The 24,521-nt window shown below is 65.2% G+C and carries 27 protein-coding genes and 1 pseudogene; 11 read left to right on the forward strand and 17 right to left on the reverse strand.

All coding sequences use genetic code 11. From position 1 onward, the window contains the following. Positions 1–138: 138 nt before the first annotated feature. The 12 genes from J7I98_RS14465 to J7I98_RS14520 form a co-directional block, all read right to left on the reverse strand. Positions 139–1,647 carry a LacI family DNA-binding transcriptional regulator gene (locus J7I98_RS14465; RefSeq protein ID WP_214921058.1) on the reverse strand — a complete coding sequence of 503 codons (1,509 nt, stop codon included), beginning with the start codon at positions 1,645–1,647 and terminating at the stop codon, positions 139–141. 22 nt (positions 1,648–1,669) lie between these two features. Then, positions 1,670–2,020, reverse strand: coding sequence for a helix-turn-helix domain-containing protein (locus tag J7I98_RS14470; protein WP_214921059.1), 351 nt, complete (start codon positions 2,018–2,020; stop codon positions 1,670–1,672). Next, positions 2,017–3,039: an AAA family ATPase gene (locus J7I98_RS14475; protein WP_214921060.1), complete on the reverse strand. Its 1,023-nt coding sequence runs from the start codon at positions 3,037–3,039 to the stop codon at positions 2,017–2,019. Before J7I98_RS14475 ends, J7I98_RS14470 begins: the two co-directional genes overlap by 4 nt. After that, positions 3,036–3,929 carry a bifunctional DNA primase/polymerase gene (locus J7I98_RS14480; protein WP_214921061.1) on the reverse strand — a complete coding sequence of 298 codons (894 nt, stop codon included), beginning with the start codon at positions 3,927–3,929 and terminating at the stop codon, positions 3,036–3,038. Before J7I98_RS14480 ends, J7I98_RS14475 begins: the two co-directional genes overlap by 4 nt. 102 nt (positions 3,930–4,031) lie before the next feature. After that, a complete protein-coding gene (locus J7I98_RS14485) occupies positions 4,032–4,406 on the reverse strand; it encodes a hypothetical protein (RefSeq protein ID WP_214921062.1) in 375 nt (124 codons plus the stop codon). Beyond that, positions 4,406–5,032, reverse strand: a complete 627-nt coding sequence (locus tag J7I98_RS14490) for a hypothetical protein (RefSeq protein WP_214921063.1) — start codon at positions 5,030–5,032, stop codon at positions 4,406–4,408. The genes J7I98_RS14485 and J7I98_RS14490 overlap by 1 nt, the downstream gene beginning before the upstream one ends. A gap of 51 nt (positions 5,033–5,083) precedes the next feature. Then, entirely contained in the window at positions 5,084–5,272 is a 189-nt protein-coding gene (locus tag J7I98_RS14495; RefSeq protein ID WP_214921064.1) for a hypothetical protein, read from the reverse strand. 416 nt (positions 5,273–5,688) lie between these two features. Next, positions 5,689–7,827, reverse strand: coding sequence for a cell division protein FtsK (locus tag J7I98_RS14500; RefSeq protein WP_214921112.1), 2,139 nt, complete (start codon positions 7,825–7,827; stop codon positions 5,689–5,691). Positions 7,828–7,996: 169 nt separating this feature from the next. Then, complete coding sequence (locus J7I98_RS14505; RefSeq protein ID WP_214921065.1) at positions 7,997–8,938, reverse strand: DUF2637 domain-containing protein; 942 nt, start codon at positions 8,936–8,938, stop codon at positions 7,997–7,999. After that, positions 8,935–9,255 carry a hypothetical protein gene (locus tag J7I98_RS14510; protein ID WP_214921066.1) on the reverse strand — a complete coding sequence of 107 codons (321 nt, stop codon included), beginning with the start codon at positions 9,253–9,255 and terminating at the stop codon, positions 8,935–8,937. The genes J7I98_RS14505 and J7I98_RS14510 overlap by 4 nt, the downstream gene beginning before the upstream one ends. Beyond that, on the reverse strand, positions 9,252–9,557 hold the full coding sequence (locus J7I98_RS14515; RefSeq protein ID WP_214921067.1) for a hypothetical protein: 306 nt from the start codon (positions 9,555–9,557) through the stop codon (positions 9,252–9,254). The genes J7I98_RS14510 and J7I98_RS14515 overlap by 4 nt, the downstream gene beginning before the upstream one ends. Before the next feature lie 91 nt (positions 9,558–9,648). Beyond that, on the reverse strand, positions 9,649–10,023 hold the full coding sequence (locus J7I98_RS14520; RefSeq protein ID WP_214921068.1) for a hypothetical protein: 375 nt from the start codon (positions 10,021–10,023) through the stop codon (positions 9,649–9,651). Between the two features lie 175 nt (positions 10,024–10,198). On the opposite strand from J7I98_RS14520, the gene J7I98_RS14525 reads away from it, so the two are divergent. Continuing rightward, positions 10,199–10,987, forward strand: coding sequence for a GntR family transcriptional regulator (locus J7I98_RS14525; protein WP_214921069.1), 789 nt, complete (start codon positions 10,199–10,201; stop codon positions 10,985–10,987). A 3-nt stretch (positions 10,988–10,990) separates the two neighbouring features. Next, entirely contained in the window at positions 10,991–11,749 is a 759-nt protein-coding gene (locus J7I98_RS14530) for a glycosyltransferase family A protein (protein WP_214921070.1), read from the forward strand. Here J7I98_RS14530 and J7I98_RS14535 read toward each other — a convergent pair. Beyond that, on the reverse strand, positions 11,739–12,497 hold the full coding sequence (locus J7I98_RS14535; protein ID WP_214921071.1) for a GntR family transcriptional regulator: 759 nt from the start codon (positions 12,495–12,497) through the stop codon (positions 11,739–11,741). The two genes, J7I98_RS14530 and J7I98_RS14535, sit on opposite strands and share 11 nt — an antisense overlap. A 59-nt stretch (positions 12,498–12,556) precedes the next feature. Between J7I98_RS14535 and J7I98_RS14540 the strand changes: the two genes are divergently transcribed. From J7I98_RS14540 to J7I98_RS14570, 7 genes are all read left to right on the forward strand, one after another. Further along, the gene (locus J7I98_RS14540; RefSeq protein ID WP_214921072.1) at positions 12,557–12,856 is read left to right on the forward strand and encodes a hypothetical protein; all 300 of its coding nucleotides are present in this window, start codon (positions 12,557–12,559) and stop codon (positions 12,854–12,856) included. A 515-nt stretch (positions 12,857–13,371) separates the two neighbouring features. Further along, positions 13,372–13,587 carry a hypothetical protein gene (locus J7I98_RS14545; RefSeq protein WP_214921073.1) on the forward strand — a complete coding sequence of 72 codons (216 nt, stop codon included), beginning with the start codon at positions 13,372–13,374 and terminating at the stop codon, positions 13,585–13,587. Positions 13,588–13,656: 69 nt separating this feature from the next. Next, positions 13,657–14,331: a GntR family transcriptional regulator gene (locus J7I98_RS14550; protein ID WP_251020588.1), complete on the forward strand. Its 675-nt coding sequence runs from the start codon at positions 13,657–13,659 to the stop codon at positions 14,329–14,331. Beyond that, the gene (locus J7I98_RS14555) at positions 14,328–14,723 is read left to right on the forward strand and encodes a hypothetical protein (RefSeq protein WP_308377762.1); all 396 of its coding nucleotides are present in this window, start codon (positions 14,328–14,330) and stop codon (positions 14,721–14,723) included. Before J7I98_RS14550 ends, J7I98_RS14555 begins: the two co-directional genes overlap by 4 nt. Next, positions 14,720–14,965 (forward strand): hypothetical protein, encoded by a 246-nt coding sequence (locus J7I98_RS14560; RefSeq protein WP_214921075.1) that lies wholly within the window; start codon positions 14,720–14,722, stop codon positions 14,963–14,965. Before J7I98_RS14555 ends, J7I98_RS14560 begins: the two co-directional genes overlap by 4 nt. A gap of 441 nt (positions 14,966–15,406) precedes the next feature. Beyond that, positions 15,407–17,824, forward strand: a complete 2,418-nt coding sequence (locus J7I98_RS14565) for a hypothetical protein (protein WP_214921076.1) — start codon at positions 15,407–15,409, stop codon at positions 17,822–17,824. Positions 17,825–17,921: 97 nt separating this feature from the next. After that, positions 17,922–18,887 (forward strand): FkbM family methyltransferase, encoded by a 966-nt coding sequence (locus J7I98_RS14570; RefSeq protein ID WP_214921077.1) that lies wholly within the window; start codon positions 17,922–17,924, stop codon positions 18,885–18,887. Between the two features lie 198 nt (positions 18,888–19,085). On the opposite strand, the gene J7I98_RS14575 is transcribed toward J7I98_RS14570, so the two are convergent. Then, on the reverse strand, positions 19,086–20,321 hold the full coding sequence (locus tag J7I98_RS14575; protein WP_214921078.1) for an amidohydrolase family protein: 1,236 nt from the start codon (positions 20,319–20,321) through the stop codon (positions 19,086–19,088). Between the two features lie 179 nt (positions 20,322–20,500). On the opposite strand from J7I98_RS14575, the gene J7I98_RS14580 reads away from it, so the two are divergent. After that, the gene (locus J7I98_RS14580; RefSeq protein WP_214921079.1) at positions 20,501–20,950 is read left to right on the forward strand and encodes a DoxX family membrane protein; all 450 of its coding nucleotides are present in this window, start codon (positions 20,501–20,503) and stop codon (positions 20,948–20,950) included. Between the two features lie 187 nt (positions 20,951–21,137). Here the strand turns inward: J7I98_RS14580 and J7I98_RS14585 are convergent, their stop codons facing one another. The 3 genes and pseudogenes from J7I98_RS14585 to J7I98_RS41020 form a co-directional block, all read right to left on the reverse strand. Continuing rightward, positions 21,138–22,265 carry an alpha/beta hydrolase gene (locus tag J7I98_RS14585; protein WP_214921080.1) on the reverse strand — a complete coding sequence of 376 codons (1,128 nt, stop codon included), beginning with the start codon at positions 22,263–22,265 and terminating at the stop codon, positions 21,138–21,140. Positions 22,266–22,424: 159 nt separating this feature from the next. Further along, positions 22,425–22,547 (reverse strand): annotated as a pseudogene (locus J7I98_RS14590) (cupin domain-containing protein); the annotation flags it as partial. Positions 22,548–22,671: 124 nt separating this feature from the next. Continuing rightward, positions 22,672–23,313, reverse strand: coding sequence for a hypothetical protein (locus J7I98_RS41020; protein ID WP_251020589.1), 642 nt, complete (start codon positions 23,311–23,313; stop codon positions 22,672–22,674). Between the two features lie 388 nt (positions 23,314–23,701). Here J7I98_RS41020 and J7I98_RS14600 point away from each other — a divergent pair, with 388 nt between their 5' ends. After that, complete coding sequence (locus J7I98_RS14600; protein WP_214921081.1) at positions 23,702–24,268, forward strand: hypothetical protein; 567 nt, start codon at positions 23,702–23,704, stop codon at positions 24,266–24,268. Positions 24,269–24,521 lie beyond the last annotated feature (253 nt).

Below are 24,521 nucleotides of genomic sequence, written 5' to 3' on the forward strand. Positions count from 1 at the left end.
GCGCGCCAGGAGCCATGCTTCGTGGCGATGGCCATGCATATCGCAGATCAGGCCCGGCCCGCTTGTTAGCGAACCGGGCCTGATCGCTGCTCGGGTAACCCGATCAGAACCTCCCGGGATTCTGACTGAGGGAGCAGGCTACCGACGAGCTCTGAGCAGGGCATCGAGCGCAGCAATCGGCGAGCACGGAGACAACGCGGCGCGTGCGGCCAGCGCTGCCTCCCATTGATCGGTTAGTCCGTCCATGAGGCGTCTCCGCATGGTTGGCGTGACGTGGGTGTACCGAGCCTGGACAGAGCCGTCCTCGTGACCGAGGCGCTCGTCCATGAGCTTCGGTCTGGTACCGAGTTCCTCCATGACCGTCTTATGCGAGTGTCGGAGCCCGTGCGGGGTGAGGCCCTTCGCGATCGGCAGCCAGCACGCCTCAGCGCGGCCGGAGGCATTTCGGCCGCGTGCGGGCGCCCCCGGCCACGGATGAGCCAGCACAGGCACCGGGTGTGCCTCCTGCGGAGCCTTCTTCGGGTACCAGCCCGTCGCCGCCGGCTGGAACAGCCAGGTCGCGAATCCGGTCCGGCGCCAGTGCGGCGCGGACTGTCCCGACGAGCCGCTGCGGACGTAGCCGAGTTCAGCGACGGCGGTCTCCACCTTGAACCGCGTCAACTCCGGCACGGTGTCCGGCCGGTTCAGCACATTCGACACTGTTCCGGTGGAGACTCCTGCGCGCCGCGCGACGTCGACGAGCTTCGGCCCCGGCTGACGGGCCGCGGCATTGGACTCCTTGAGTCCACGAAACACGTAGGTGAGTCCGTGGCACTCGCAGGGCTTCGGCTTGGTCCGTGCGATGTGGCTCGCGATCAGTCCGGACAACCAGTCGGGGGTGTCGACGCTGCGATACGAGTCGTCCTTGGGCGGGCAGCGGTGCAACTCCCCCGAGTCCAGTTCGTAGAGCTGCCACTCCACGCGCACCTCGGAGGGACGTACGAACTCGGTCTCCAGGCCGACGACTTCGCCCCATCGCATGCCGGTGTAGCCCTTCAGGATCACGGCTACGAACTCGTCGTCACGACCAGACAGCAGCGAGGCCCGTTCGGCGATGAGCAGCATGCCGAGCGCATCGGTCACCACCTTCTCGGGACCGCGGTTGCGTGAGCGTCCGGCGCGCTTGCCTCGGCCTCGGCGCTTGGTCGCCGGGTTGGAATCCCGGAGCCCTTCGTCCACTGCGTCGGCAAGGATGAGATGCAGCGTGCCCCGCCAGGTCTTCACGCTGGACGCCGCGTAGAGCGCTCTTTCCTTCTTCTCCCAGGCGCCGATGTCCGTGGGCTGGATGTCGGCGATGGCCTTGTCCTCGAACTCGGGGAGAAGGTGCTCTTCGATGTGCCGCTTGTAGTTCTGCATGGTGGAAGCGGCGAGGTCCTGCGCCTCGTACCAGCGATTCACGTACTCGCCGAAGGTTTCCTTCCCTGCATTCGGGTCACGCCAGGCTCCGTCCCTGACCTTGGCCTCGTGGTCGTTCGCAGCTTTCGCGGCCTCGCGCTTGGTGGTGAAGCGCACCGTCGCGCCGTTGGCGTCCACGACGGTGCGGAGCACGCCGGGCGCGATCCAGTACCGGCCTCGGTAGTAGTTGGCACGCTTCTCTCCGTATCCCAATGTCCTTCTCCCTTCTGGCGATTCACGCGGCAAGCGCGGGCTCCGCGCGGATGGCTCGTCGCGGGCGCTTGGCACTGAGGCGAGCGGCCACGGGAACGGACTGCTTCGTGCGACGGGAACGCGGGAGCGAACGCCCCTCGGCTGTGGGCTCCTGGCTCCGGAGGGGGCGCTCCTCGAAGACGCGGACGATCTCCGCGAAGTGCTCCGACGTGAAGCGGTACGCCCCGCCGGGCCGCGTGAACGGGATGCGCCGCTGCCGTGCCTGCTCCTTCACCCACCACTCGGAGCAGCCGAGGGCTTCGGCGATCTCTGACGGTCGGAAGAGGTGGGGCAGGGTGACTGCAGTGACACTGTGACGGCTGTGACTCGTCATGCCTGTCCCCCGTTCTCGCCTGGGACGACATAGCCCCCGGCCTTCCTGATGAGCTGGACATCGTTCGCCATGCGCGAGCAGGTCTGACGGACGAGGGTCGGATCCAGGTTCGTTCCCTCGGCGATCGCCTTCGGCTTGGCCCCGGGATGCGCACGGACGTAGCGCAGGATCGTGGCCCGGGTGTCGCCGATGGTGTGGTCAGCCGCAGGACCTTCGAGGAGCTGCCAGGCGCCGGCCTCCGCATAGAAACGGAGCGCGTATTCGGCCTCGTCCACGTCGCGGCCGGTGACGTGCAGGACGCCGTCGGCCTGGCCGCGGGCGCGCTTGAGTACGAGCGTCGCGTCTGCTGCTCCGGCGAGGCCGTTGGTGCCGGAGACCTCCGTAAGGAAGTCGTCCGATGCGGCCTTGCGGACGTGGTGCACCAGCACCACGGCAATGCCGTAGTGGTCCGCGATCCGCTTGGCGTGGCCGACGGCCGCGTAGTCCGCGTCATACGCGGAGGATCCAGGGGCGGACACTCCACGCATCTTGGCAAAGACGTCGATCACGACCATCCGTGCGTCCGGATTGCGCTCCACCCACTGAGAGATGGCCTCGCCCCCGCCCTGCGGAAGCGGGGGGCAGGAGGTCGCCAGCGTCAGGTTCGAGGGCGCCCGATCCGAGCCGAGCATCTTGCCCATGCGCGACTGCAGCCGACGGGCAGTGTCCTCCAGTGCGAGGTAGAGCACCGGACCGCCCTCCACGGGCACGCTGTCCATGGCCATACCTCCGGCCGCGACCGAGAGCGCTAGGCCGAGAGAGAGCCAGGACTTGCCGACTTTCGGCGGGCCGGCGAGGAGGTTGACCCCCTCGGAGATAAGGCCGGGCACGGCCCAACGGGGCGCCGGGAACTCGGTCGCCATAAGCTCATCAGCGGTCCAGGCGGTGCGCATGCGCTGCTGTGCAGGCTGTAGAGGCTGTGGCTCCGAGCCAGCGTGTGCGGAGTACAGATGGGGCGGGTTGTACGGGGGCTCGTTCACGCGGCCCTCCGTGCAACGGTCCGCGGCTTCTTCGCTCCGGCGCGCTGGCCGGAGGCGACCGTCAGCCGGGCTTCCGTCTCGGCGAGGCCGTTCTGGACAGCAGCAGCGGCGAGCCAGTCGGCCACGTCGCCCGCCTCCAGCTCGCCGCCGGCGACGAGCTGTCCGAGGGCTACGGCCGCCTGGTAGAGGGCGTTATTGCGGTTGCCCGTACGAGCACGGGTGACCCGCTCCAGCTCGCCCGCGACGGCCGCGCGCAGGTACGCACTGTGCCGGTCCGTGGCGATCAGCGGCATTGCGACGGGCACCTGCGGAGGCAGAGGCGCCGGAGCAAGGAGCGTGGCGAGCCAGTCCGGCAGCGGAGCCGGGGACACGTCGTGCACGACCACGTACGGCTTGCCGTCCACGACGCTGCCCGCACCAGCTACGCAGCCGCCGACGGCGCGGGTGTCGACCTTCCAGCCGAGATTTCCCGCCGTGTTACGCAGCTCCCTGCCTGCGGGGGCAGTGAAGTAGAGGTGAGTACCGCCGCTGGCGGTACGGACCGTATAGGTCCCGCCGGGGTACCGCTGGCCGTGCCCCTCAGCAAGCTTGGCCAGCATGTCTGCGCCGTTGGTCACCACCGAGGGAATCCCGGCGGGCGGGAGGTCCTCGGCGTGCTTCGGCATGTCCAGGTCGACAACCACGAGAGCGGAGGGACCGGCGGCAATGCCGAGGTTGTAGTTTCCGGTCGCCCAGCACCGGGCGATGCGCTCGGCGTCGGTCGTCGCGCGCTGCTCCCACGAACGGATGGCCGGGCGCTTGCCGCCGGGGACCAGGGGAAAGACGTGCCAGCCGCGCTCAGCTGCTTCATGAGCAGCCCGGGGCAGCGGGCAGGGAGTGCTTTGGTGCATCCTGATAGCACCTCCTGTTTCATTGGATGGGATGGGAGAGCCGGGGCAGTGGGCTGCGTTGACCCGTCGACCACTGCCCCGGGTACGTTCAGGAGAGCTGAGTCAGCTCCAAGCGCGGTACTCCTGGCGGACGTACTCGCGGTGGTCCGAGCCAGTGACCAGCTCCGCCCCCTTGAGGCTGAGGCCCGTGTGCGCCACGTCGTACTCGATCAGCTGCAGCGCGGCCTGGTCGGCGGTCTCCATCGCCTCTGCGGCAACTTCCGGGGCGTAGGTGGCTGCTTCCTTGAGCGCGATGCGGTCCAGGACTGCGGCCTTGCGGAGCCAGAACTCCCGGTCCTGTTCCTGACCGAACCGGCGGCCGGAGGCGTGCTCGCCAAGCCAGCCGATTTCCTCGCTGACACTCGGGGCGCCCGCGTAGGCGAGATCGAGATCCGGGAGGTTGGGGGCGGTTCCGGGGCTGCTCGCTTCATTCGTCACTAATGCTCCTCGGGAGTGCGGGTGGTCCTGGTGGCCAGAAGCAGAAAGTGCAGGGCGCTTTCGGCGCTCTCGCCGTAGGCATAGGCACTGTCCGCCAGTCCGGCGGCAAATTGCGGAGAGCTGTCAACCTCGGCAACCTCATCGCCCACCAAGTCGTCAAGCCAGTCAAGGCCGTTGACCGCAGCGTGGGCGCGTTCTCGTTTGAGAACCTCGTCTCGCAAGCCGGCGAGCCGTTGGCTACCGGCCCACTCGCCGAGGGCTTCCCGAAGGTCGGGCAGTGGCTCTCCGGGCACTGTGTAGCGGCCGTGGCTATGGCTGAGTCCGACGTATCGCGGACACTCACCCTTGAGTACGGACTCCAATACCGCGGCCGTGCCATGCGCGTAGGCCAGGGCGGTGTTCTCGTACAGCCTCTTGGTGCGGCTCTCCAAGTCCCTGTACAGCTCTCCGAGCTGCCACAGCGCGTCGTCGTGGGGGCGGAAGAAGTCCGGCCCGGGCGCGCTCAGCACGCCGTCGACAGGGAGTAGGCGAGTCGGGTCGGTGTTCCAACGGGCGATCCGTGCCGCTTGGTCGGCGATCCGGTACTCGCGAGCCGCAGCGCCGAGGGCGTACACGCTCTCGGTCAAACTGTGGAACCAAACGGGAGTGGGGGCGGGCATGTGGGCTCCTCTGCTGGGTCAGAACTTGCGGAGGGTGTTCGCGACGGCGGACATGATCTGGTCGATGAATGGAGCGGCGTCGCTCTTGGCGACGTAGAAGCCGAAGAGCAGGGCGACCACGGCGGCGCCGACGCCGAGCGCCTTGAAGCGCAGGAGAAGGGCCAGGAGGACGCCGAACAGCACGATGGAGGAGATCGCGAAGGCCATGACGGCACCTTTCTCAGGCAGGGTCAGCGGGTGCCTTCTCGGTGAAGGCGGGAGGCGATATTGAAGACGTGGCGTCCAACACGGATGCGCTTGCCGTAGCCGCGACAGCGACGGCAATCACGACCGCGGCTGATCCGCCCTCGGCGACTCTGCTTCAGGCGGAAGCCGAACCCCCGGCACTTGCGGCAGTTACCGAACGGACTCACGGCGCACAGCCCGGCGTAGCAGAGAGCGATCAATATCAGGCCCGGCATAGCAGAGAGCAGAAGAGTCATGAGGCCCCTCCCAGGACAGGAATCGGGTTGTGGGCGGGGAGGGCCGCTAGAGGCTAGCGGCCTGCTCACAGGTGGTTTTGCTTGCTAGCGGGGGTGCTAGACCTAGCAGGGGTCCCCGCTAGGTCCAGCGACGCTGGACGGCTATGCGGCGTCGGCGTTTCCGTCACGCTCCGCGATCGCATTGAGGGCGTCGGCGCGCTTGATGCCACGCCGGTTGGCCCCCTTGCCGCCCTCGGTCTTGCCCCATACCTGCATCGTCGGGACCCCGAACGGCTTGAGAGCGGAGGTCAGTTGCTCGGGCTCCCAGCCGGCGTACACATCCGGGCGCAACTCCGCGAGCCGGGCAACGATGGCCTCGTTCCACGCCTTCGGCTCCTCGGCCGGAACGACCGCGAGGACATCGCGCAGGAGGTCGTACGAGGCAGCCGGGTCGGCCGCGGGCTCCTCGCCGAGCGCATGCCCTGCGAGGGTGCCGAGGCGCTCGCGCATCTTCCGGGCCCGCTGGGCGATGAGCTCGGCAACCACGGCGTCGATCTCGACCGAGCGGACGATGCGAGCGTCGGCTCCTTCACCGAGGAAGTAGCAAATGCCCTTGTCGCCCCACGCGAACATGGTCGCGCGAATGCCGCGCTTGTAGGCGCCGGTGCCAAGCACCATGTCGTTCTCGATGTGACTCATGACTTTCAGGCACCAGCGCGCCGAGGCGTTCGCGGAGATGCCCTTCGGGAGACTGGAGTCGTCCGGCCGCTGAGTCGCCAGCAGCAGCACAATTCCCGTGGCCGGACCACGCTTGACGAGATCAGTGCAGATCTCCTCAAGCTCCTTGCCGTACTTGGGGTGTTCGAACCACTTCTGGCATTCGTCCACGCCGACCACGATCGGATGCAGTCCGAGCGAGCGCTTCGAGGCAAGCTCGGTCGTGACCTTCGACTCGGGGCAGATGTCCCGGGGCAGATCACGGATGACTTTCGTACGACGGCGCAACTCGCCTTGCAGCTCACGCATGGCCGCAAGGGCATAGAGGAAGTCCTCCTCGTCGTCGCCAGCCCGGTGCCGGTAGCCGATGGCGTTGCCGACGGCGTCCAGGTCGCCGGTTCCCTTCAGGTCGTAGCTGTGCACCTCAGCTCGGGGATCCAGTGCGGCAATGAGAAGCAGGAGCCGCAGGAGGAAAGTTTTGCCCATCCTCGGGATGGCACCGATGACGCCCGCGATGTACATGAGGGTGACCTCAACCCACCGCCCGCGCTGGTCGGTTCCCCAGGCGATGGGCTTGAAGAGGTCGACCGCCCCAGATTTGACGAGCGGCCATTCCGGCTGCTTCGTCTGGGACATGTCCTGGTCCCCGACCCAGAGCTTGAGTCGGCCGGTGTGCTGGTCGGGGACCGCCTCGGGCCACACAGTGCCCAACGGTCGGCGGAGACCCGAGGCCAGCTTTTCCCGACGGTCGACCACGTCCGTCACCGTCACGCCGTACGGAAGGTCGCCCTCGGCCAGCCAGCCGGGGCCATCGCGGGTAATGGGGGCAGTAAATGCGAAGCCTTCCCCACCCTTGGACTGAGCCTGATTGATCGCAGGGATGCCGAGGGAGCCGAGGGCCCGAAGCACGATGTCGCTCGTGAGCTTGGTTGCCTTCGTAAGCTCCACAGCCCTGTGGATAACTGGATCGTCGGCCGGTTGCCCCAGCCAGCCCAGCGCCATGGCGGCCGCGGCACCCGACAGCACCTGTAGCCATGCCGGGGCGAGAACGTACATGGCCAGCGCCGTCGTGATACCGAAGATCGAGGCAACGACAGCCACCACCGTGCGCCAGCGCACCCGCCGGTCCCGCTGGCGGGAGAGCTTCAGGTAGTCGCCGATGTCCTCGCGGTCGGCCGCTGCCCGGCGAAACGGATCCCCCTCTGAGTCCGCCACCCAGCGCACCGAGCCCGCGACGAACCGCACGGTCCCGCACGGGACCTGCAGCGTGAGCCGCAGGGCGTACCAGGGAGTGCGGACCGCGTGGTACGCGGCAACGTGCCAGGCGTACGCAGCGACGCCCTTGCCGGCGGCCTTGAACTCGGTACGCGACCGTGCCCACGCCGGGATAACCGGACGCCGCTTCGAACCGAGCACCCGATCCATCAGGCCGGGTCCCGACGGTCCGCCGGGGCGGTCGACCATGAGGGCGTCGCCCGGGTCGCCCGACTCAGCGGCACTGGAGTCGGCCGACTCAGTCGGGCGAGGGCGGCTCCGCCGACCTTTGCCGAAGTCGAGCACCGACCCACCAGAGTCGGCGTCCATCTCTTTCTCAAGGCGCTCGAAGAGCTCGTTCTCGTGATCGTTGGAGTCCTCTTGTTTCACTGACAGTTCCTTCCGGAATGACGGGAGGCGGGGGCCCGGCCCTACCCGCCAAAGCAGCGGCCGGGCCCCAACTCACAGGAGTGGAACAGTGGTTGCGGAGGGTGTGCCGTCAGGCCGTGGCCGTGGCCGTGGCCGCGACGGGATCCACTTCCGCGTTCTGCCGACGGCGGTCGGCTCTGAGCGCGTCTCGCAGTTGGCGAGAGCGCTCCTGGCTGCAGCCGACGGCCCTGCGAATGGGATCGGCGTCCAGGTCCCCGTAGGGCCAGTCAGCGGTCACCTCTCGCGCTTTGGCGATCGCCGCGTCCCAGGTCATGCGGGGGTTGCTCTTGTCCGTCCTGCGCTTGCGGCGCGGCTGTGGTGGTTCCTCCGTGTCCGACGGCGGAAGAACACCCTCGGGAGCCAGCTCGCCCAGCTTGAGCAGCACCAAGTCACGACGTGGCGCGCTCCTGCGCCACGAGCGGCCGTACGCCTCGCGCAGCTCGGCACGGACCATCAGCCGCTGCTTCTCCAGCGCCAGTGCTTCGCGGTAGTCAGTGATCTCCCACAGCACCATGCGGCGCCAGAGCAGCAGTGTCGTAAGCGGTGAGAACAGCCAGCGGGAATGACGGATGCGTTCCATCCGCGCCCCGGTGGCCACGCCGATGCGGACGGCGTAAATGTGGGCCGCGATCTCGCCCAAGGCCACCCACAGGAGCGGCATTGAACCGTGCGCGATCTTCGCTGATGCCGATGTCCCAGCCGCGACGTTGAGCCAGCAGGTGACGAGCGTCAGCCCCCAGGGAACGAATCGGACCCACGCCAGCGGCATCCCGAGTCGGATCAAAAGGAGGTTGGCCGCGGTGAACACGGGGATGGCGAGATCAATACCGACCGGCAGCATCCACGGCTCTGTGAAACCCCAGCGACCTGCGGCCTTGGAGACGGAGTCGAACGAGGAGGCAAGCCCCAGCCCACCCACGCCGCCGCCGGCCGGGATGACGACGCCCAGCATCGCCTTCTCGCTGCTGCTCAGCGCGGGAGGTGCTGCGACGCACGCCGTCAACGTACTCATGCCGCAACCTCAATCTCGGAGACCAGGCGGTCCACGGCGTACACCTTGACGGTCACGCCATCCAGGTCCACCGAGAATTGCAACGCGGCGCCCCTGTCAAGCGGGTAGCAGCCAACGCGCATCACGTCGCCTCCGAGAGCCTCGCGCCATGCCTCCAAGTCACTGAAGGACTGGGCCTGCACGTTTACCTCGGGCTGGCAGACGAAGGAGCTGTGGATGCAGATGTACGCAGCGGGGAGTTCCGGGTACCGGCTGGCCAGCCCTGCGACTGTCGTGAATGCGGCGGCCTGCTCGGCCATTGTCGTGTTCTCGCTCATGCCGCCCTCACCAACGGCGTCCGCGGCGTGCTGGCCTTGGCCCGCATCAGCACGACACTGCTGAGCTGCTCGGCGTAGAGCGCGTTCAACCGGGCGATGTCGTCCGTCTCGCTCTGCTCCTGGAGCTCTGCCAACACCTCGCGGGCCACGGCCCTGCGGGCGGCGCGCTCGTCGGCGGACTCGCCGGTCAAGCCGAGGAATAACTCCCGGAAGCCCTCGTGCCAGTTGCCCTGGGAGCCATTGGCGAGCTCCTTGAACTCGGCCTCATTCACGGCCTCTTGATCGCCTACGTACGTACGCATTGGATCTCTCCTAGGTCCTGGATGGGATGGGAGAGCCAGGGGCAGCGGGCTTACGTGACCCGTCGACCACCACCGCCGACTCATGAAGTGCTCAGACGCGAAAGCGCCGGGGGCCCGTCAAGCGCAGCCACCACTGGAAAGCGGTCATCACCGCCGTGTGGTAGCCAAGGCCCATCAGAAACGCCAGCGGCCAGTCGGCGCCCAGATTCAGGGCGGACCGGCAGCCGACGTAGGCCGCCAGCACGGCCACGGCGAGGACGGCCAGCGTCATCACGCTCCGGCCGGTCGTTGTCGGCTTCGCGTACCGCGCCACCAGGTCGAGGTCATCGGGCTCTACGAGGCGAACCGCACCTCCGGACAACTGGAGCGCGACAAGGTTGCCGCTGGACTGGCTGGCGATGCCAGCCACTGTGCCAAGTGCAAAATCGCTGCGATCACGAACCACATCACCGATCGCGAGCTGCATCAGGGTCCCCCTCGGGAGTCGATGGAGCCGCCCAGGCGAAAGTAACTCCTAAAGAGGTCTTCTCCTCAACTCCTCTTTAGGAGTTGCCACTATGGCGTGCATCTCCCCCACTCGTCAAGACCTCTTTAGGAGTCGTAAGCTGAGTCCCGTAAGACGACGGGAACGGTGAGCACCAGTGGCAGTGGCGTACGAGCGGATCGCAGACGACCTCCGTCAGTCCATCCGCGCAGGTGAGCTGAAGCGTGGAGACCGCCTGCCCTCGGAAACGAAGCTCGCGGAGAAGTACGGGCGGAGCGTTCCGACGATCCGCGACGCGCTTCGCCTCCTGCGCGATGAGGGGCTGATCGAGAAGCAGCACGGCGTCGGCAACTTCGTCCGCCGCTCCCGTACGGCAGTGCATCGCACGAACACCCGGCATCAGTGGGAGAAGAAGCGCGCCCGCGAGCCTCAGGTCCTGCGGCAGAAGACCGGGGCCACCGAGCACGACACCGGACTGGAGCTCGACGACCTCGTCTTTTACGCGGCATACCGCGAGATCAAGGCAGGGAAGGAGGTCGCCGACGCGTTCGGTGTCCCTCCGGGCACGGCTCTCGTCGAGCGCACGTACCGCACGCGCTACCGCGTCGAGAGCGCCCCCTTCAACCTCGTGACCTCGTACCTCATTCGCGACCTGGCCGCGAAGAATCCCGACCTCCTGGACGAGACCAAGGAGCCCTGGCCTGGGGGCACCCAGAACCAGCTCCTTACCGTGGGCATCGAGTTGGACCGCATCGAAGAACACGTCACGGCCCGTCCACCAACACCGGAAGAGGCGGAGGAGCTGGAGTTGCCGCCTGGGACCGCGGTCCTGCTACTCCGGAAGATCTCGTACGACACAGACGACCGCGTAGTGGAGATCTCAGACGTCACCCTGCCCGGCGACCGCACGGAAATGCACTTCACCACTCCTCTGGAAAGGTGGTGAGCCGTGCGTCGGCGCATCATCATCATCACTGCCGTGCACGAACCTTCCGCGCAGTACCTGGCGGATGCGTTCAAGTCCCTCTGCGAACAGGAACTCCCCGAGGGGTGGGAATGGCACTGGGTGATTCAACAGGACGGCAAGAGCGACGCAGTTGCTCCCCACGTACCTGACGACCCGCGAGTGACCTTCCGCCAGGGCCGGCCCGGCGGTCCCGGCGTCGCCCGCACTATGGCTCTCGTGCATGCGGATGGCGAGTATGTCAAGGTTCTGGATGCTGACGACCAGTTGCCGCCAGGAGCACTGGCTCGCGATCTGGCTGTACTCGAACGCGACCACACCATCGGGTGGACGACGTCGCGAGTCCTGGACCTGATGCCCGACGGCACCACCGTCGGCTTTCCTGGTGACCCCGAAAACGGACCGATCGAGCGTGGCGCTGTCCTCGAACACTGGCAGGCCAACGACTTCCGGGCGCAGGTCCACCCGGCGACGCTCTTCGTCCGTCGTGACCTGCTCCTGGCCCTCGGCGGGTGGATGGCGCTTCCGGCCTCGGAGGACACGGGGCTTCTGCTCGCGCTGAATTCCACCAGCCGTGGCTGGTTCACGAGTGAGGTCGGGCTCCTCTACCGCAAGTGGCCTGGACAGGCGACCAGCCAGGAAGCCCACACCGACGTTGCCGAGCGCGATGCGCGCATGGCTGTTGTGGAGGCCAGGGCACGGGCGCTGTCGTACTTCCGTTGGCGCTACCCCGTCACGGAGTAATCGGGATTTCGTAAACGATGTCGCAGAGGGCGGCGGGCACGACAATGTCCGCCGTCTCGACCGGGCGGCCATCCTCGCTGTAGTACGTACGGCGGATGTGCGTGACAAACGCGCTCCGTTGCACACCGAGGATGGTCGCCTCTTCTGTGGTGGCCAGCCGTGGCTCCAGCTGCTCCACGGCGTGGTTCACCGTGATACCGATCTCGGCCATGCGGTCGACCACGCCTTTTCCTGCGTGAGGACCGCCCTCCGGCAGCACCACAATCGTGCCGGCCGTGATGCTGTACGGCTCCCAACTGGTCGACAGTTGCGCGGGCTTGCCGTCGGCCAGGAACTCGTATGCCGTGCGGACACACAGGTCCCCCTCGGCGATGCCCAGACGCGCGGCGATGTCCGCAGGAGCGGGAACCTTGGCGTCTGTCCGGCTCTCCCAGGTCCCTCGCTTCCCGAGGGCAGACATATCCGCGCGGAACGGGGAGCCGCCACTCTGTTCGCGGTACTGCGAGCGGACCATCTGCAGACGCTCACGCGGCTCTGCGACGTAGGTCCCCGACCCCGTGCGCCCTTCCAGGACCCCTTGCGAGATCAGCAACTCCTGCGCGCGCCGAACGACGTTCTCGCCCACGCCGCACTCTTGCGCCAGCTGGGCGCGGGAAGGCAATCGGTCGACTCCCGGCGTCCACTCCTGATTCGCGATGCGCTGTCGGAGCAGGTCAGCGACGCGGAGGTAAGGCGGCTGCTCACGCATATGGAAAATCTAGTCCACTAGGTCTAATCTAGTTAACCACCTTCACTCACAGTGATCCAGTGGCGACGGAGGAACGCCTTGTGCTCTCGCCCGAAGCTCGCGCCGACGTCATCGCCGTATACCTCTCCTCCGCTGGATTCAGCCCGCGCGTCACGTACCAGGCCGATCACGCCTGCATTGAGACGGAGGTGCCGGAGTCGGTCTCTGCCAACTCATGGCGAGAGCTCTTGAAGCTGCTTGAAACGGCCGACTGGTTCGGCCTGCACAGCAGCGAGAGCGGCCTCACGGCATGGGCCGGTTTCAGCAAAGGAACCCCCGCGACGATCGCCTTCGTCCGGGGGCACGGCCACCAGCTATAAGGAGCTGAACAGCGTGTTCGACCATATCCGCCGCGCTGCCGAATGGGCTATGCGGCAATTCAATCCCCCCTTGGGGAGCCATCGCCGACAGCCGCAGACGAGGTGGCGGTCCAACGAGCGCTTAGGGCGTTCTGGTGAGCTCGCGCTCCCTGTCCAGCGTTCCCCCAAACACGCGGAACCCATCCGTGCAGACGTCAGCGACATCGTCCGTCCCGACGTGCTGACCATCGACGAGCGTGCGAGGCTGCGCCGCGCACTGCATCGCCGCACGCTGCTGGTCTGCCCGTACTTCTATGTGGCGGAGGCTCACTGATGCCCATCGACCGGCAGCAGCCGGAGCGCCACGGCACGGCCGTGAGCTACCGCTCCCTGCACTGCCACATCGGCACTCACAGCCAGTGTGACGAGACGGAGCCCGCAGACCCGCCGCTCGCCCTCCCGGTGATCTATGAGACGTGCGGTTGTTCGTGCCATCAGCTTGCGGATCAGAACCGCGCCGGTGGGGAGGTCCACTGATGGCATCCCTGGGAACACAGGTCGCCGTCGTCGAGGTCAGCTCGGTCACCGTCATGCGAGGCGACGTCATCAACATCGGAGGTCAGCCGTTCAAAGTCGTGGACCTAACTGAGCTGCCCGGCAGGGCGAAGCGCTTGCACTTCGTCACAGGAGAAACCCTGACCATGCACTCCAGCACTCAGTTGTCCGCCGTGCGGACCGCAAGGAGGCGTTGATCCCCAGCCATGGCTACTCGATACGAGCGCATCGCAGATGACCTCCGCAGCCTCATCGCATCGGGCACGTTGGCTCTTGGCGAGCAGCTTCCTTCAGAGCCGGAACTCGCTTCCCGATACCAGGTCAGTAAGCCGACCCTGCGGAACGCCCTGGACGTGCTCCAGCGCGAGGGCTTGGTTGAAAAGCTGCACGGCCGTGGGAACTTCGTCCGTCGGCTTCTCCCGCAGGTCACGTATGACAGTGACCGGCGTGCGGCAGAAGCACGGACAACAGCTGCTGCACTGCAGATCCGTGTCAGCAGCAGCAAGTTGAAGGCTCCGGATGAGCTCTCGGCGCTCCTGCGGGTTCCGTCCGGCGCATGGCTGACCGAGCACATCTACCTCACTCACCAAGAGGAATGTCCGTACAGCCTGGCGCGCGTCTATGTGCCGTATGACGTGGCGGGCCCCGGCATGCCCACGACTACCCCCTCGCCATGGGGCGACGACATAAGGGAACGGCTCACCACCGCCGGAATCCAGTTGGCGTCCACAGTCCATCGGGTCACGCCCCGCCCCTCGACCCCCGAAGAGGCTGAAGCGCTGCGCATCACCGCCAGGGCCGCTGTGCTGGCGATCGAACGTGTAACGACGGACGTCACGGGCCGTGTGGTTGAGGCGGCGCTCCTGGCGCTTCCCTGCGACCGCACGGAAGCCATCTTCACCACGTACGCATCGATCGACGAGCTGCAGGTAGCCCAGTGACCAAGAACCCGAGCAATGAAGTCTCCTCGATCGCCAAGGCGTGCGGTGGCACAAGCCTGCGGCGGCTTCCGTGGGACACCCCCGATGGGAAGCCGTGTTTTCTGAGCGCGGAGAGCGACGGAGTCATGTCTCAGATCGCCGATGAGATTGAAGAGGCACAGATGGCCACCGGCGAGGAGGTGCTGGGCGAAGCCAAAGCCGTACTTGCAGAATCCCAAACAGGCGTAGAGGAACTCCGATTCACCCTCGTCCGGGCCACCGAGAGCCTGAGGGGCGTACTGCGTATCGCGGAGAGTCGAGGCAAGCGGCTGCCTGAACCGGAATACGACCAGCCGGCCGACGGCCACGGCGATGACGACGGCCCACTACTGCCGGCGGAGGCGTTCGGATGAGCGTCAAAGCCCGGTACCGGTTCGTCAGCTGGACGCTGTCCGCAGCCGAGAACGCGAGCATCCGATTCGTCGGCACCTGCCAAGACTGCCGGGATCACGCTGTCAACTGCGACGACTCGGACGAGGCGACGCTGTGGTGCCTGAGGCATGCCGGGCTGACAGGTCACACCCGGTTCGAGATGACCGCATCCCAGCACTTCACAGCCACCGCCACTGACGCCCAGGAGCCCAACCCGTCCTAGAAAAAGCGCCGCCCTGTGATCACGGCGGCCCCTCACCCGCGGCCCGGCCTCAATTCCATGAGAGCCGGGCCGCATCATGCGAGCGTCTCGGCGTCGCCCGACCGGGAATCAGCCGCGACGGAGGTTTTCATCGCGACGGACAGCCAGATCGGCGTAAGGGGGTACAACACGCGCGGCTAATTGGACGGACGCACGTGAGGAAGAATCAAGGAAGGAGTGAATCGTCTAGACCCGGACTTCGCAGGTCGCCGAAAAGGTTCGCCGCAGCGGCCTCCCAGCGTCCGATCTCGACCGGGCCGGACCGGGACAGCTATCGCCGCTACGGTTCCGATCGGCGAGCGATCGGCTACGACCGCTTGATCTTCACGATCGGGTGACCTGCGAAGTCCGGGTCTAGAGTGGGAAGTGAACTTAATGTAACGCTTCAAGGAGGCGCGCAACGTGAGCGGAGACCCGACCTATCAGAACATCACTGCAACCGTGCGTCCGCCGCGTTGTGTCATCTTCATCAATAGGAACAGTAAATACTGGAAGGCTGCCGCAGATGGCGCCATTGCCAAGGCTTCTGAAGTTTGGGGAGGCCGTTACTTTCTGATCATACCTACTGACGGCGAGAGTATCGGTGACAAACTTTGGGAGCTGCTTGAGACCTACAGTCCTGACCATCTTGCAGTCTTCGATTTGACGTTCAGTGACCTTGAGTACGCAGATCCGAGCCAGCACCAGGCAACAAAGCAGAGATACAAAGACGGATGGGAAGCCAAGGGGAATTCCGTCGATGACTTCGAGGATTGGTTCGCTAAAAGCGCCGATCAGTCGAGAGTGGATATGCTTTCAATAAGCGATGATCTAAGCAAGGAGCTTATCTACAGGCTGAGCCCCTTTCATTTTAGTGCTGCGGTTGACAAACACATTACTAGGAGTTCGGGGTTCGGCTACCCGTTTACGAAGATCGCTAAGATCGCCTCTGCTGCCACGAGGCATATCGGTCTCGTAAGACTCCCTCCGCCGATCGAAGATCCGGCCATGCAACTACTCATCCATTCTGAGACGGGAGTATCCAGCAAAGATCATTATGCCGATGCTGGGTTCATCGCACGCCCGCTGCCAGATAGCTACGAAATTCTGGACCTCCTGAAGCACCTTGGTAGTTCACGGCCACCGGATGTTAATCACGATGAAGAGCCGCGACTCGATGGAAGCTTCCTGCCGAACACCCCATTCGGCCTGAGTATGTTGCACCTTGGTCAGTATTACAGAGCAGATCGCCACATGGCTCACAAGGAGCCGGTCGTTGTCGTTCTCGGTGATACGGTAGATGACTTCTGTTTGTATTACTCTCTCTCGCGGATGCATGAGGGCGTCAAATGGCTTCCGCTCGCATGGTTGCGAGCGTGCACTAAGGCATTGAATGAGCGGCGTGCACGTCGTGAACAAGAGGAGGAACCGAGAAAGTTCACACAGGAAGCGGAGGTCGGCCGAGTGCTCGTGAACCTCTTCTATGAGCTTATCGAGTACGGTCACGATGAGAAACGCGTACAACTATGCAGTATGAGCTTGAACCAGCGTCAGTTGGTCGCCTACCGCACTCAGGTAGCGCGCTGCTCATACTTCGGGACTGACGAAGTTACGTCACACATCGACTGTATTCCAATCGAAGCGGTCTCTACGTCTTGTATCCTTCGTGTCTTCGAGACGAACAACTATGTCAATCATCGCAGCATGGTTTTTGTCGACGGAAGTAGTGTCAGTCCCTTCGACACACCCGCGGTCAAGAACTTCAGTGAAATCAGGCTGCCAGATCACTACTGGCTCACATCGCTCCGAATCGAGGGCTACCAACCACCCTCCCTCCCGACGCTTGGCCCAAAGATCGTCAGCCTGCATAACTCAACCACCGAATCTCGTGTAGCCAATGACGGCATCGTCTACCAGTGCCCCAATTCGATGATCTTCAGTAGTGAGCTCGATGCGGTGCTGGTTCGCCCCAAGGTTGAGATGCCTGGCGTAATAACGCTCTTCGATACCTACTTTGAGGGTGTTGGTGTCAATGTCAAGTATTCCGACAAGGGGAACTACTTCGTAGATACGCTGCGAAGGTTCGGCGGGCTTGAATCTGCTGGAAGGTTCATCAAAGCACCCGCGACTCGAAGCGTGCTTGATAAGTTCATGTCGAAGAAAGTTGCCGACGACGGCAACATCATCTACTTGGACAATGACCAGAGGGCCTATCTCAACCTCAATGCCATTACCGGCAGCTTGGGTGATGAGAAAGTCGCCGCTGATCTGGTAGATGACCTAGTCGGGAAGCAAGTTATTCAGCGGGGATACATCTTTCAATGCCTGAGGTGTCGTCTTGTCTCGTGGTACGGCATGGATGTCCTCGCGACTGATTTCGTGTGCAACCGGTGCTCTCTGCGCCAGCAGTTCACGCGAGAGCACTGGAGGAGTCCGTTCGTGCCGCACTGGTACTACAGGCTTGCCGAGACGGTGTATCAGTTCTACCGGAACAACTCACACCTCACGGCGCAAGTGCTGTACAAGCTCAAGTCAGAATCACAGACAGCCTTCCACTACGCCCCTGAGATTGATCTCGTCAACTTTCCTCGGAAGGGTAAAAGCAGGGAGATGGACGTAGCTTGCATCCAGGACGGCGCGATCATCTTCGGTGAGTGCAAGACACAGCCCCTGCATCCCGACGACGCAGAGAAATTTGAGACTCTGGTTGGTATGCCACTAAAAAACCCGGCTAGAATTATTTTTGCGACAACGCAACCTGTCTCAGAGCAATTCAAGGCAAGGATGAGTGGTTTGCCGAACGCGGAGATTCTTACTCGCGGTGACCTGTACGACGACTAACGCGTCAACGTGCACGCCTCGGTGTCCCTGCCGCCAGGACGTGCTCCGCTCATGTGGAATCTTGCTGCGGCCGCGCGGGGCTCGTACGGTCGTTGGCATGCCCCCTGCCGTGATGCCCCCGCCGCCCTCCGAGACGCATTTGGTACCGCCACCGTGGACACCTCTGCTGATCGCGGCACGCTTGTATGTCCGCTACGGGCCGGGGGTCAGGCTCAAGCGGCTCATGATGCGGGAATGGCTGGACGTCGGCCTGCGGCAGAACCCTCGCCCCCAAATGGTGGTGCGCACGCGCTACGGGACGCGGATTCGGGTGAGCACTACCGAAGACTTGATCATGAGGTCCCTCTATACGTCGGGCTCCTGGGAGCCGTGCGTCTCGGCGTTCATCGCCGCCCGGCTCAAGCCCGGCGACGGCTTCCTGGACGTGGGCGCCAACCTGGGCCACTACTCGCTTCTCGCTTCCCGGCTCGTGGGCCCGGCCGGTGTCGTGGTGGCGATCGAGCCAGCGCCGGCGATCCACGACGAGCTGCTGGCGAACCTGGCGTTGAACCAGTGCGGGAACGTGCGGCCCGTCCGCGTAGCGGTGACAGCCGAGCCCGGCGAGATCACGCTGTTCGTTCCGCACTCTGGGAACCTTGGCGCCACGACCATGCTCAAGCCGGACCGCCACGAAGCAGAAATGGTAGTGCCCGGACTCCCGTTGGCCGATGCGGTTTCCACCGCCGAGCTGGAGCGGGCGCGGATCATCAAGATCGACGTGGAAGGAGCCGAGGGCACTGTACTGGGCAGCCTCGCTCGGATGCTTGGCCATCTGCGCCCGGACTGCGAGATCGTTGTCGAGGTCAGCCCTGAACGGCTCGCAGCCTCCGGCGGGTCCGTCAACAGCCATCTGGCACCGTTCTTGGACCACGGACTGCGCCCGTATCGCCTGGTCAACTCCTATATGCCCGAGGACTATCCGGTGATGCTGCGACGGCCGGCCGCGCCGGCCCGCATCCGCGGGCCGATCACGGAGCAAACGGATTTGGTGCTCTCGCCCGTCGACGCCGACACGCTGGGTTGAGCATCAGGAGCCCCTCACGATTGCGACCAGCGAGCCTTGCCGAGCGTGCCAGGAACATGACGGACGTACCAGCGGCACAGGGCGACCAGGGGCTCTGAAATGGGATTGTTCATCCAGTCGCCTGTCCGCGGGGTTCCGCACGAACCGTAGCGCTGAGGGACAGGCCCCCTCAGCGCCCCACCGCGGTCGGCGTCCGACTCAGAAGCTGGGTACCGTCCGATCTTGGTCCAGCGGCAGCTCCAGCATACGAATGGCGTTCCCGCGCAGCAGCTTGTACACGACATCCTCAGGGAGGCCTGCCATGTGGTCGGCAGCTACCTGCTTCGTGTGCGGCCATGTCGAGTCAACGTGCGGGTAGTCCGTCTCGAAAGTCGCGTTGTTGACTCCCACGGTCTCGATGGAGGCAACGCCGTGCTTGTCGCGGAAGAAGCAGCAGAACATCTGCCGGTAGTAGTACGTCGAGGGAGGCTCCGGAATCAGGTCCTTGACCCCGCCCCAGGCGCGGTGCTCCTCCCACACGTCGTCGGCGCGCTCCAGGGCGTAAGGGATCCAGCCCATCTGGCCCTCGCTGTACGCCAGCTTCAATCGTGGGAACTTCACCAGAACGCCGGAGAACAGGAAGTCCATCATCGAGGCCATGGCGTTGTTGAAGGACAGCGCGGCCTGCACGGCGGGCGGTGCGTCCGGTGATGCAGCCGGCATCTGCGACGACGAACCGATGTGCATGTTCACCACTGTCCCCGTCTCCTCACAGGCCGCGAAGAACGGGTCCCAGTAGCCGGAGTGGATCGACGGCAGTCCCAGGTACGTCGGGATCTCGCTGAAGGTCACTGCCCGAACGCCGCGAGCGGCATTGCGCTTGATCTCGGCAACCGCAAGATCGATGTCCCACAACGGGATCAAACACAGAGGGATCAGCCGGCCGCCGCTGTCACCACACCATTCCTCCACCATCCAGTCGTTGTACGCGCGTACGCAGGCAAGGCCCACTTCCTTGTCCTTGGCTTCGGCGAAGGTCTGCCCGCAGAAGCGTGGAAACGTCGGGAAGCAGAGTGAGGCCTCCACGTGGTTGACGTCCATGTCCGCGAGGCGTGCCTTGGGATCCCAGCAGCCACGCCGCATCTGCTCACGCGTGATGCCGTCAAGTGTCATCTCGTCGCGAGAGAAGCCGACGGCCGCAATGATCCGCTTGTACGGGAAGAGGTTCCCCTCGTACTCCCACCAATCCGTGATCTGGCCGTTCGGGTCGGTGGTGAATCGGTACTTTCCGCCGATGTACTGCAGGTCGCCGATTCCGGCGGTGAGGGGCTTGGGCCCCCAGTCTCGGTACTTGGTCGGAAGCCATGTCTCGAAGAGGTGCGCGGGCTCGATCACGTGATCGTCCACGCTGATGATCCTGGGCAGTTCCCCGGCGCCACTCTCATTGTCGATCACATCGTTCACCCCTTCACTGCCTGCCGGTTCTCCCGGCTACACTTCCTGACGATCCGTCAGATTGAGGGTATGGGTCAGTGACACGACAGGCAAGGAGACGGCGCCAACCCCCTTGCGAGAACGATCGATGTCCGCTGAACTGACGCATCGTCACCTTGGCTTGCGAGGGGAGTGCACCGGTGCAAACGATCTGGCTCAGCGGAGCCGAGTGGTTCGCCATCCTGAGGATTGGCCTTGGCCTGTGGTGGCTGGAGAGCTGGCGCCACAAGGACAAGAAGGACTGGTTCGCAGGCGGCGGCGTGACGTGGGCGGCAGGGGTCGCCGCCAAGCACCGCTGGCCCTTCGTACGCCGCAGCTTCGACCACCTGGTGAAGCCCCGCCCCCGGCTGATGGCGTACGTCGTCGCCTACGCGGAACTGGCCCTCGGCCTTGGTCTCATCGCCGGCCTGCTGACGCCGATCGCTCTCGTCGGCGGCCTCGTGCTCAACGTGATCTATCTCGTGCTGATGATCCACGACTGGGCAGAGCAGGGCCAGAACCTGATGATGGCGCTGATCTCGGCCGGGGCACTGTTTGCCATGAGCTGGCAGACCTGGTCACTCGACAACGCTCTGGGGCTGTTCCCGTAGGCGGGCAGTCGTCATCCACAAGAATCGCGAAGCCCACGCCTTGGAGCCCACCCCTCGGATCCGTTGGGGCGACGGTGGGTCTCTCAGGCCATCGGGCGGTGCCATAGGGACGCCAGAGGCTCGCGCCTCGCCAGCCGCGACCGAGCGCGGTCCCGCCGCACAAACGCCTTGTGCGGCGAGACGAGGGCTACGACTTGTGGAACCGTACTTCCGGGAATTGCGCGGACGGCCCGTCCAGCAACGGCGCGTTCCGACCGCGCAGGTGCGTGTCGATGAACGCGGCGACATAGGCGCGGGTGATGATGTCGACGCGGTCGCCGTCGAGCTCTTGGAGCGGACTGCCGAGCTGCTTGGCGAGCGGCGCCAGGTCGGTGAAGGAGAGGTGCTCGGTGCGGTCGACGCTCAACCAGCGTTTCCACCCGGTGAGTTCGTTCCAGGTCTCGTCCCAGGTCGGGTCTTGGCCGCCGGGTACGTGACTGGGCTTGCCCAGCATCAGGACCGGCCGGTTCAGGGGTGCGTCGTTGGGGAACCGGAAGTTGCCGTCCATATTGACCCCCACCTTGATGCGCGGGTCCCGCAGCATGGCCGGGATCGTACTGAAGCCGCCGGCCGAGTGTCCGACCATGGCGATGCGGCCCTTGTCGATGAGCGCACCGCCCTTCCAGGCCGGGTACTTCCGGGTGAGCTCGTCGAGCACGAAGGAGACGTCCTGGGCGCGGACGGCCCCGACCCTGGGGAAGTCCGTGTTCTCGCACGCCACGCAGGGGGTCGTGTGCCCGTCGGGGAAAGTGATGCCGTTGGCCTCGTAGTTGTGCCCGATTCCGGCGACGACATAGCCCCGGCTGGCGAGGTCCTCGGCGAGCCCGCTCAGGGTGGCGCGCGGCATCCCGAAGCCCGGCGACAAGACGACTAGGGGCAGCCCGCTGCGTACCTTCACCGGCTTGGCGTCAACGGTCGCCTGGGTCGCGACGGTGGTGAACAGGTCCGGCGGCAGGCCCAGTCCGGTGGACTCGCCGTACTCCTTGGACTCCGCGGTGGTCATGTACGGCGCGGGGGTGCCCGAGGGCTTCGTGGCCGGGTACCAGATGGAGATCATCAGCTCCCGGTCTTCCGTTGGCACCCACGGATCGGCCCGGCCCTCGTCCTCCAGATGCACGGTGGTCATCCCGACCGGATGGTTCCCGGTGGGCTCGGGCAACGCGAGTGCGGACACGGACGCTTTCGCGGCCGGTGATTCCGCATGAGCGGTTCCGCCGTAGACGCTGCCGGCCAGTGCCACGGCGACTGCCGCGCCGACGAGAAATGCGCGTCTCATTGACTTCTTCCTGCCGATGCCTCGTCGCGACAGACCCGCCACGACCGGATGCTTGAACGCTACGGATCGGCATCGGGGTTGCCATCGGCCCGTGGCCCTACGCCAGTTGCCTGGCCATACACCCGTGGGGCTACATCCACGGGCTACCAGCGCGGACCCTCACTTGACGGTTTCGAGGGCGGTGCGCCAGGCGGGGCTGTCGACGTAGTGGTTGTCGTACTGCTGGGAGGAGTCCTTGATCTCCTGGAAGCTGGCCTCGCCCCGCATGACCCGCCCGAGGAGGGCGCGGCGGCCTCCGGCAGGCGTGCGTACGGCCGAGGTCAAACTTCGATGAGATTGACCAAACTTCGTTGAGACCGGTCAGGGGTCGCCGCAGCGAGCTGAGAGCATTTCGCCAAGCTGGTGGTCACTGCTTCCGCTCTTCAGGCGTGAACGGGCCGGTCGCGGGGGCTACGCATTTATCGACGACGGTCTTCTCGCCGGCCGCCGAGCCCTCCAAGCAGAGCCGTCCGCCCTTGTCACGCAGGTCGAGGAAGAACCGCGTGGTCGCAACGGACTGCTTGAGGTCGTGGATGCGCTCGTCGACATAGCCGAGGTCGTTCAGGATCGTCCTGACCTTGGTGGGGGTGGGATCCACCAGATCCCAGAGCGCCTGGGCGATGCGCTCTTCATGGAGGGCGCTCGCGCACCAGTCGCGAGCGTTCAACTCCACTTCCGGCCCCGCCGTGGGGGCGATGGGCTCGATCGCGTCGCTCGGCGGTGTCTCCACCGAACCGGGCGGCAGTGTCTCCGCCGGACCGGTCGGCGGCGCCTCTGGCGGGGCGCTCGGGGGACACGACTGCGCGACCTTGTCCAGCATCGCCGTGAAGGCCGCGTCAGGCCGGCCTCCGACGGCGTCTGCGGGCTTGGCTTGCTCTCCGCCAGCGTTCGCCTTCTCGGTGCCGCACGCGCCAAGTGTCAGCACAGCAAGGGCTGTTATCGCGAGGGTGAGCCGCGGGCGGCGCGAGGAGCGGACGAACGTGCTGGTCAAAGCAGGGATGCGTCTCATGCGCACAGTCTTCGATCAAGCCGCCCCCTGCACGTGAGTACGCGTACTCACGTGGGTAGGGGCACTCGCTCAAACTTCGGTGACACGAGCTGCCGGTGATCAAGCTTCGCTGACATTCAGTGAAGGTTCGATGGCACCTCGTCGCAAAGAGGCTGAAACAGAGGGGGTGTCACAGCTGTCACAGAGTCACGACAGTCACCCTGGCTGGGCAAACAGGCCGTGGCTGAGCGCTCCCCCCTGTTTCAGCGTCCTTTCGGCCTGTCGATAACTGACATGGCGAGGCCGGTACAGAGGTCGCAGGAAGATGTTCCCCCTCCCGAGACCTCCCGCAGGTCGTACTCCTAAGATCCTCTAGACATCTTGATGAGTGCCGTGTCTGGGGGATCACTTGGGGACCGCCGAGCAACTCGTGACGATCGCTGCTGTCCTGCTAGGCGCGTTAACCACGCATCTGACTACCTACGCGATGGAGCGGAGCCGAAACCGGCACGCACTGCTGACACGCTGGGATGACAGGAAGATCGACGCCTACGGGGGCTATGTCGACAGGGTGAGGGCGAGCATATTCCTGGCCGTACAGCTCTACGAGCACAAGGAAGGCATCCGCCGGAGCGAGAAGCCCGAGGACGAGATGCTTGCGGAGCTGCTGGAGGCCGGCCGTCTCCGAGGGCGGGCCTTCGAGCGGGTCATGCTGCTCGGGGGCGACGATGTCGTGGAGGCAGCCCACCAGCTGAACGTGGTGGCCCTAGAGGTCGACTGGCAGGCCGAAGGCAAGGTCTCAGGCACCTTGGAGGACTGGCGAGCCAGAAGTCGGGCCGTGTTCCGAGAGGTCAACGAATTCCACGAAGCCGCTCGGGTGGACCTTGGCGTTCAAGGCAGCGTCAAGGGAGAGAAACACCCCGAGCGTGACCTCCTCCTCCCATCCGCCCGCCGCGACGAGGACACAACTGCCTGATCGTGTTGGGTTGTCGAGGAGTTCTTTTCTAGACCCGGACTTCGCAGGTCGCCGAAAAGGTTCGCCGCAGCGGCCTCCCAGCGTCCGATCTCGACCGGGCCGGACCGGGCCGGACCGGGCCGGACCGGGCCGGACCGGGACAGCTATCGCCGCTACGGTTCCGATCGGCGAGCGATCGGCTACGACCGCTTGATCTTTACGATCGGGTGACCTGCGAAGTCCGGGTCTAGAGGCAATACCGGTGACTTTGGTG

It is taken from the genome of Streptomyces sp. ISL-98, from assembly GCF_018614055.1.
GTDB lineage: Bacteria > Actinomycetota > Actinomycetes > Streptomycetales > Streptomycetaceae > Streptomyces > Streptomyces spiramyceticus.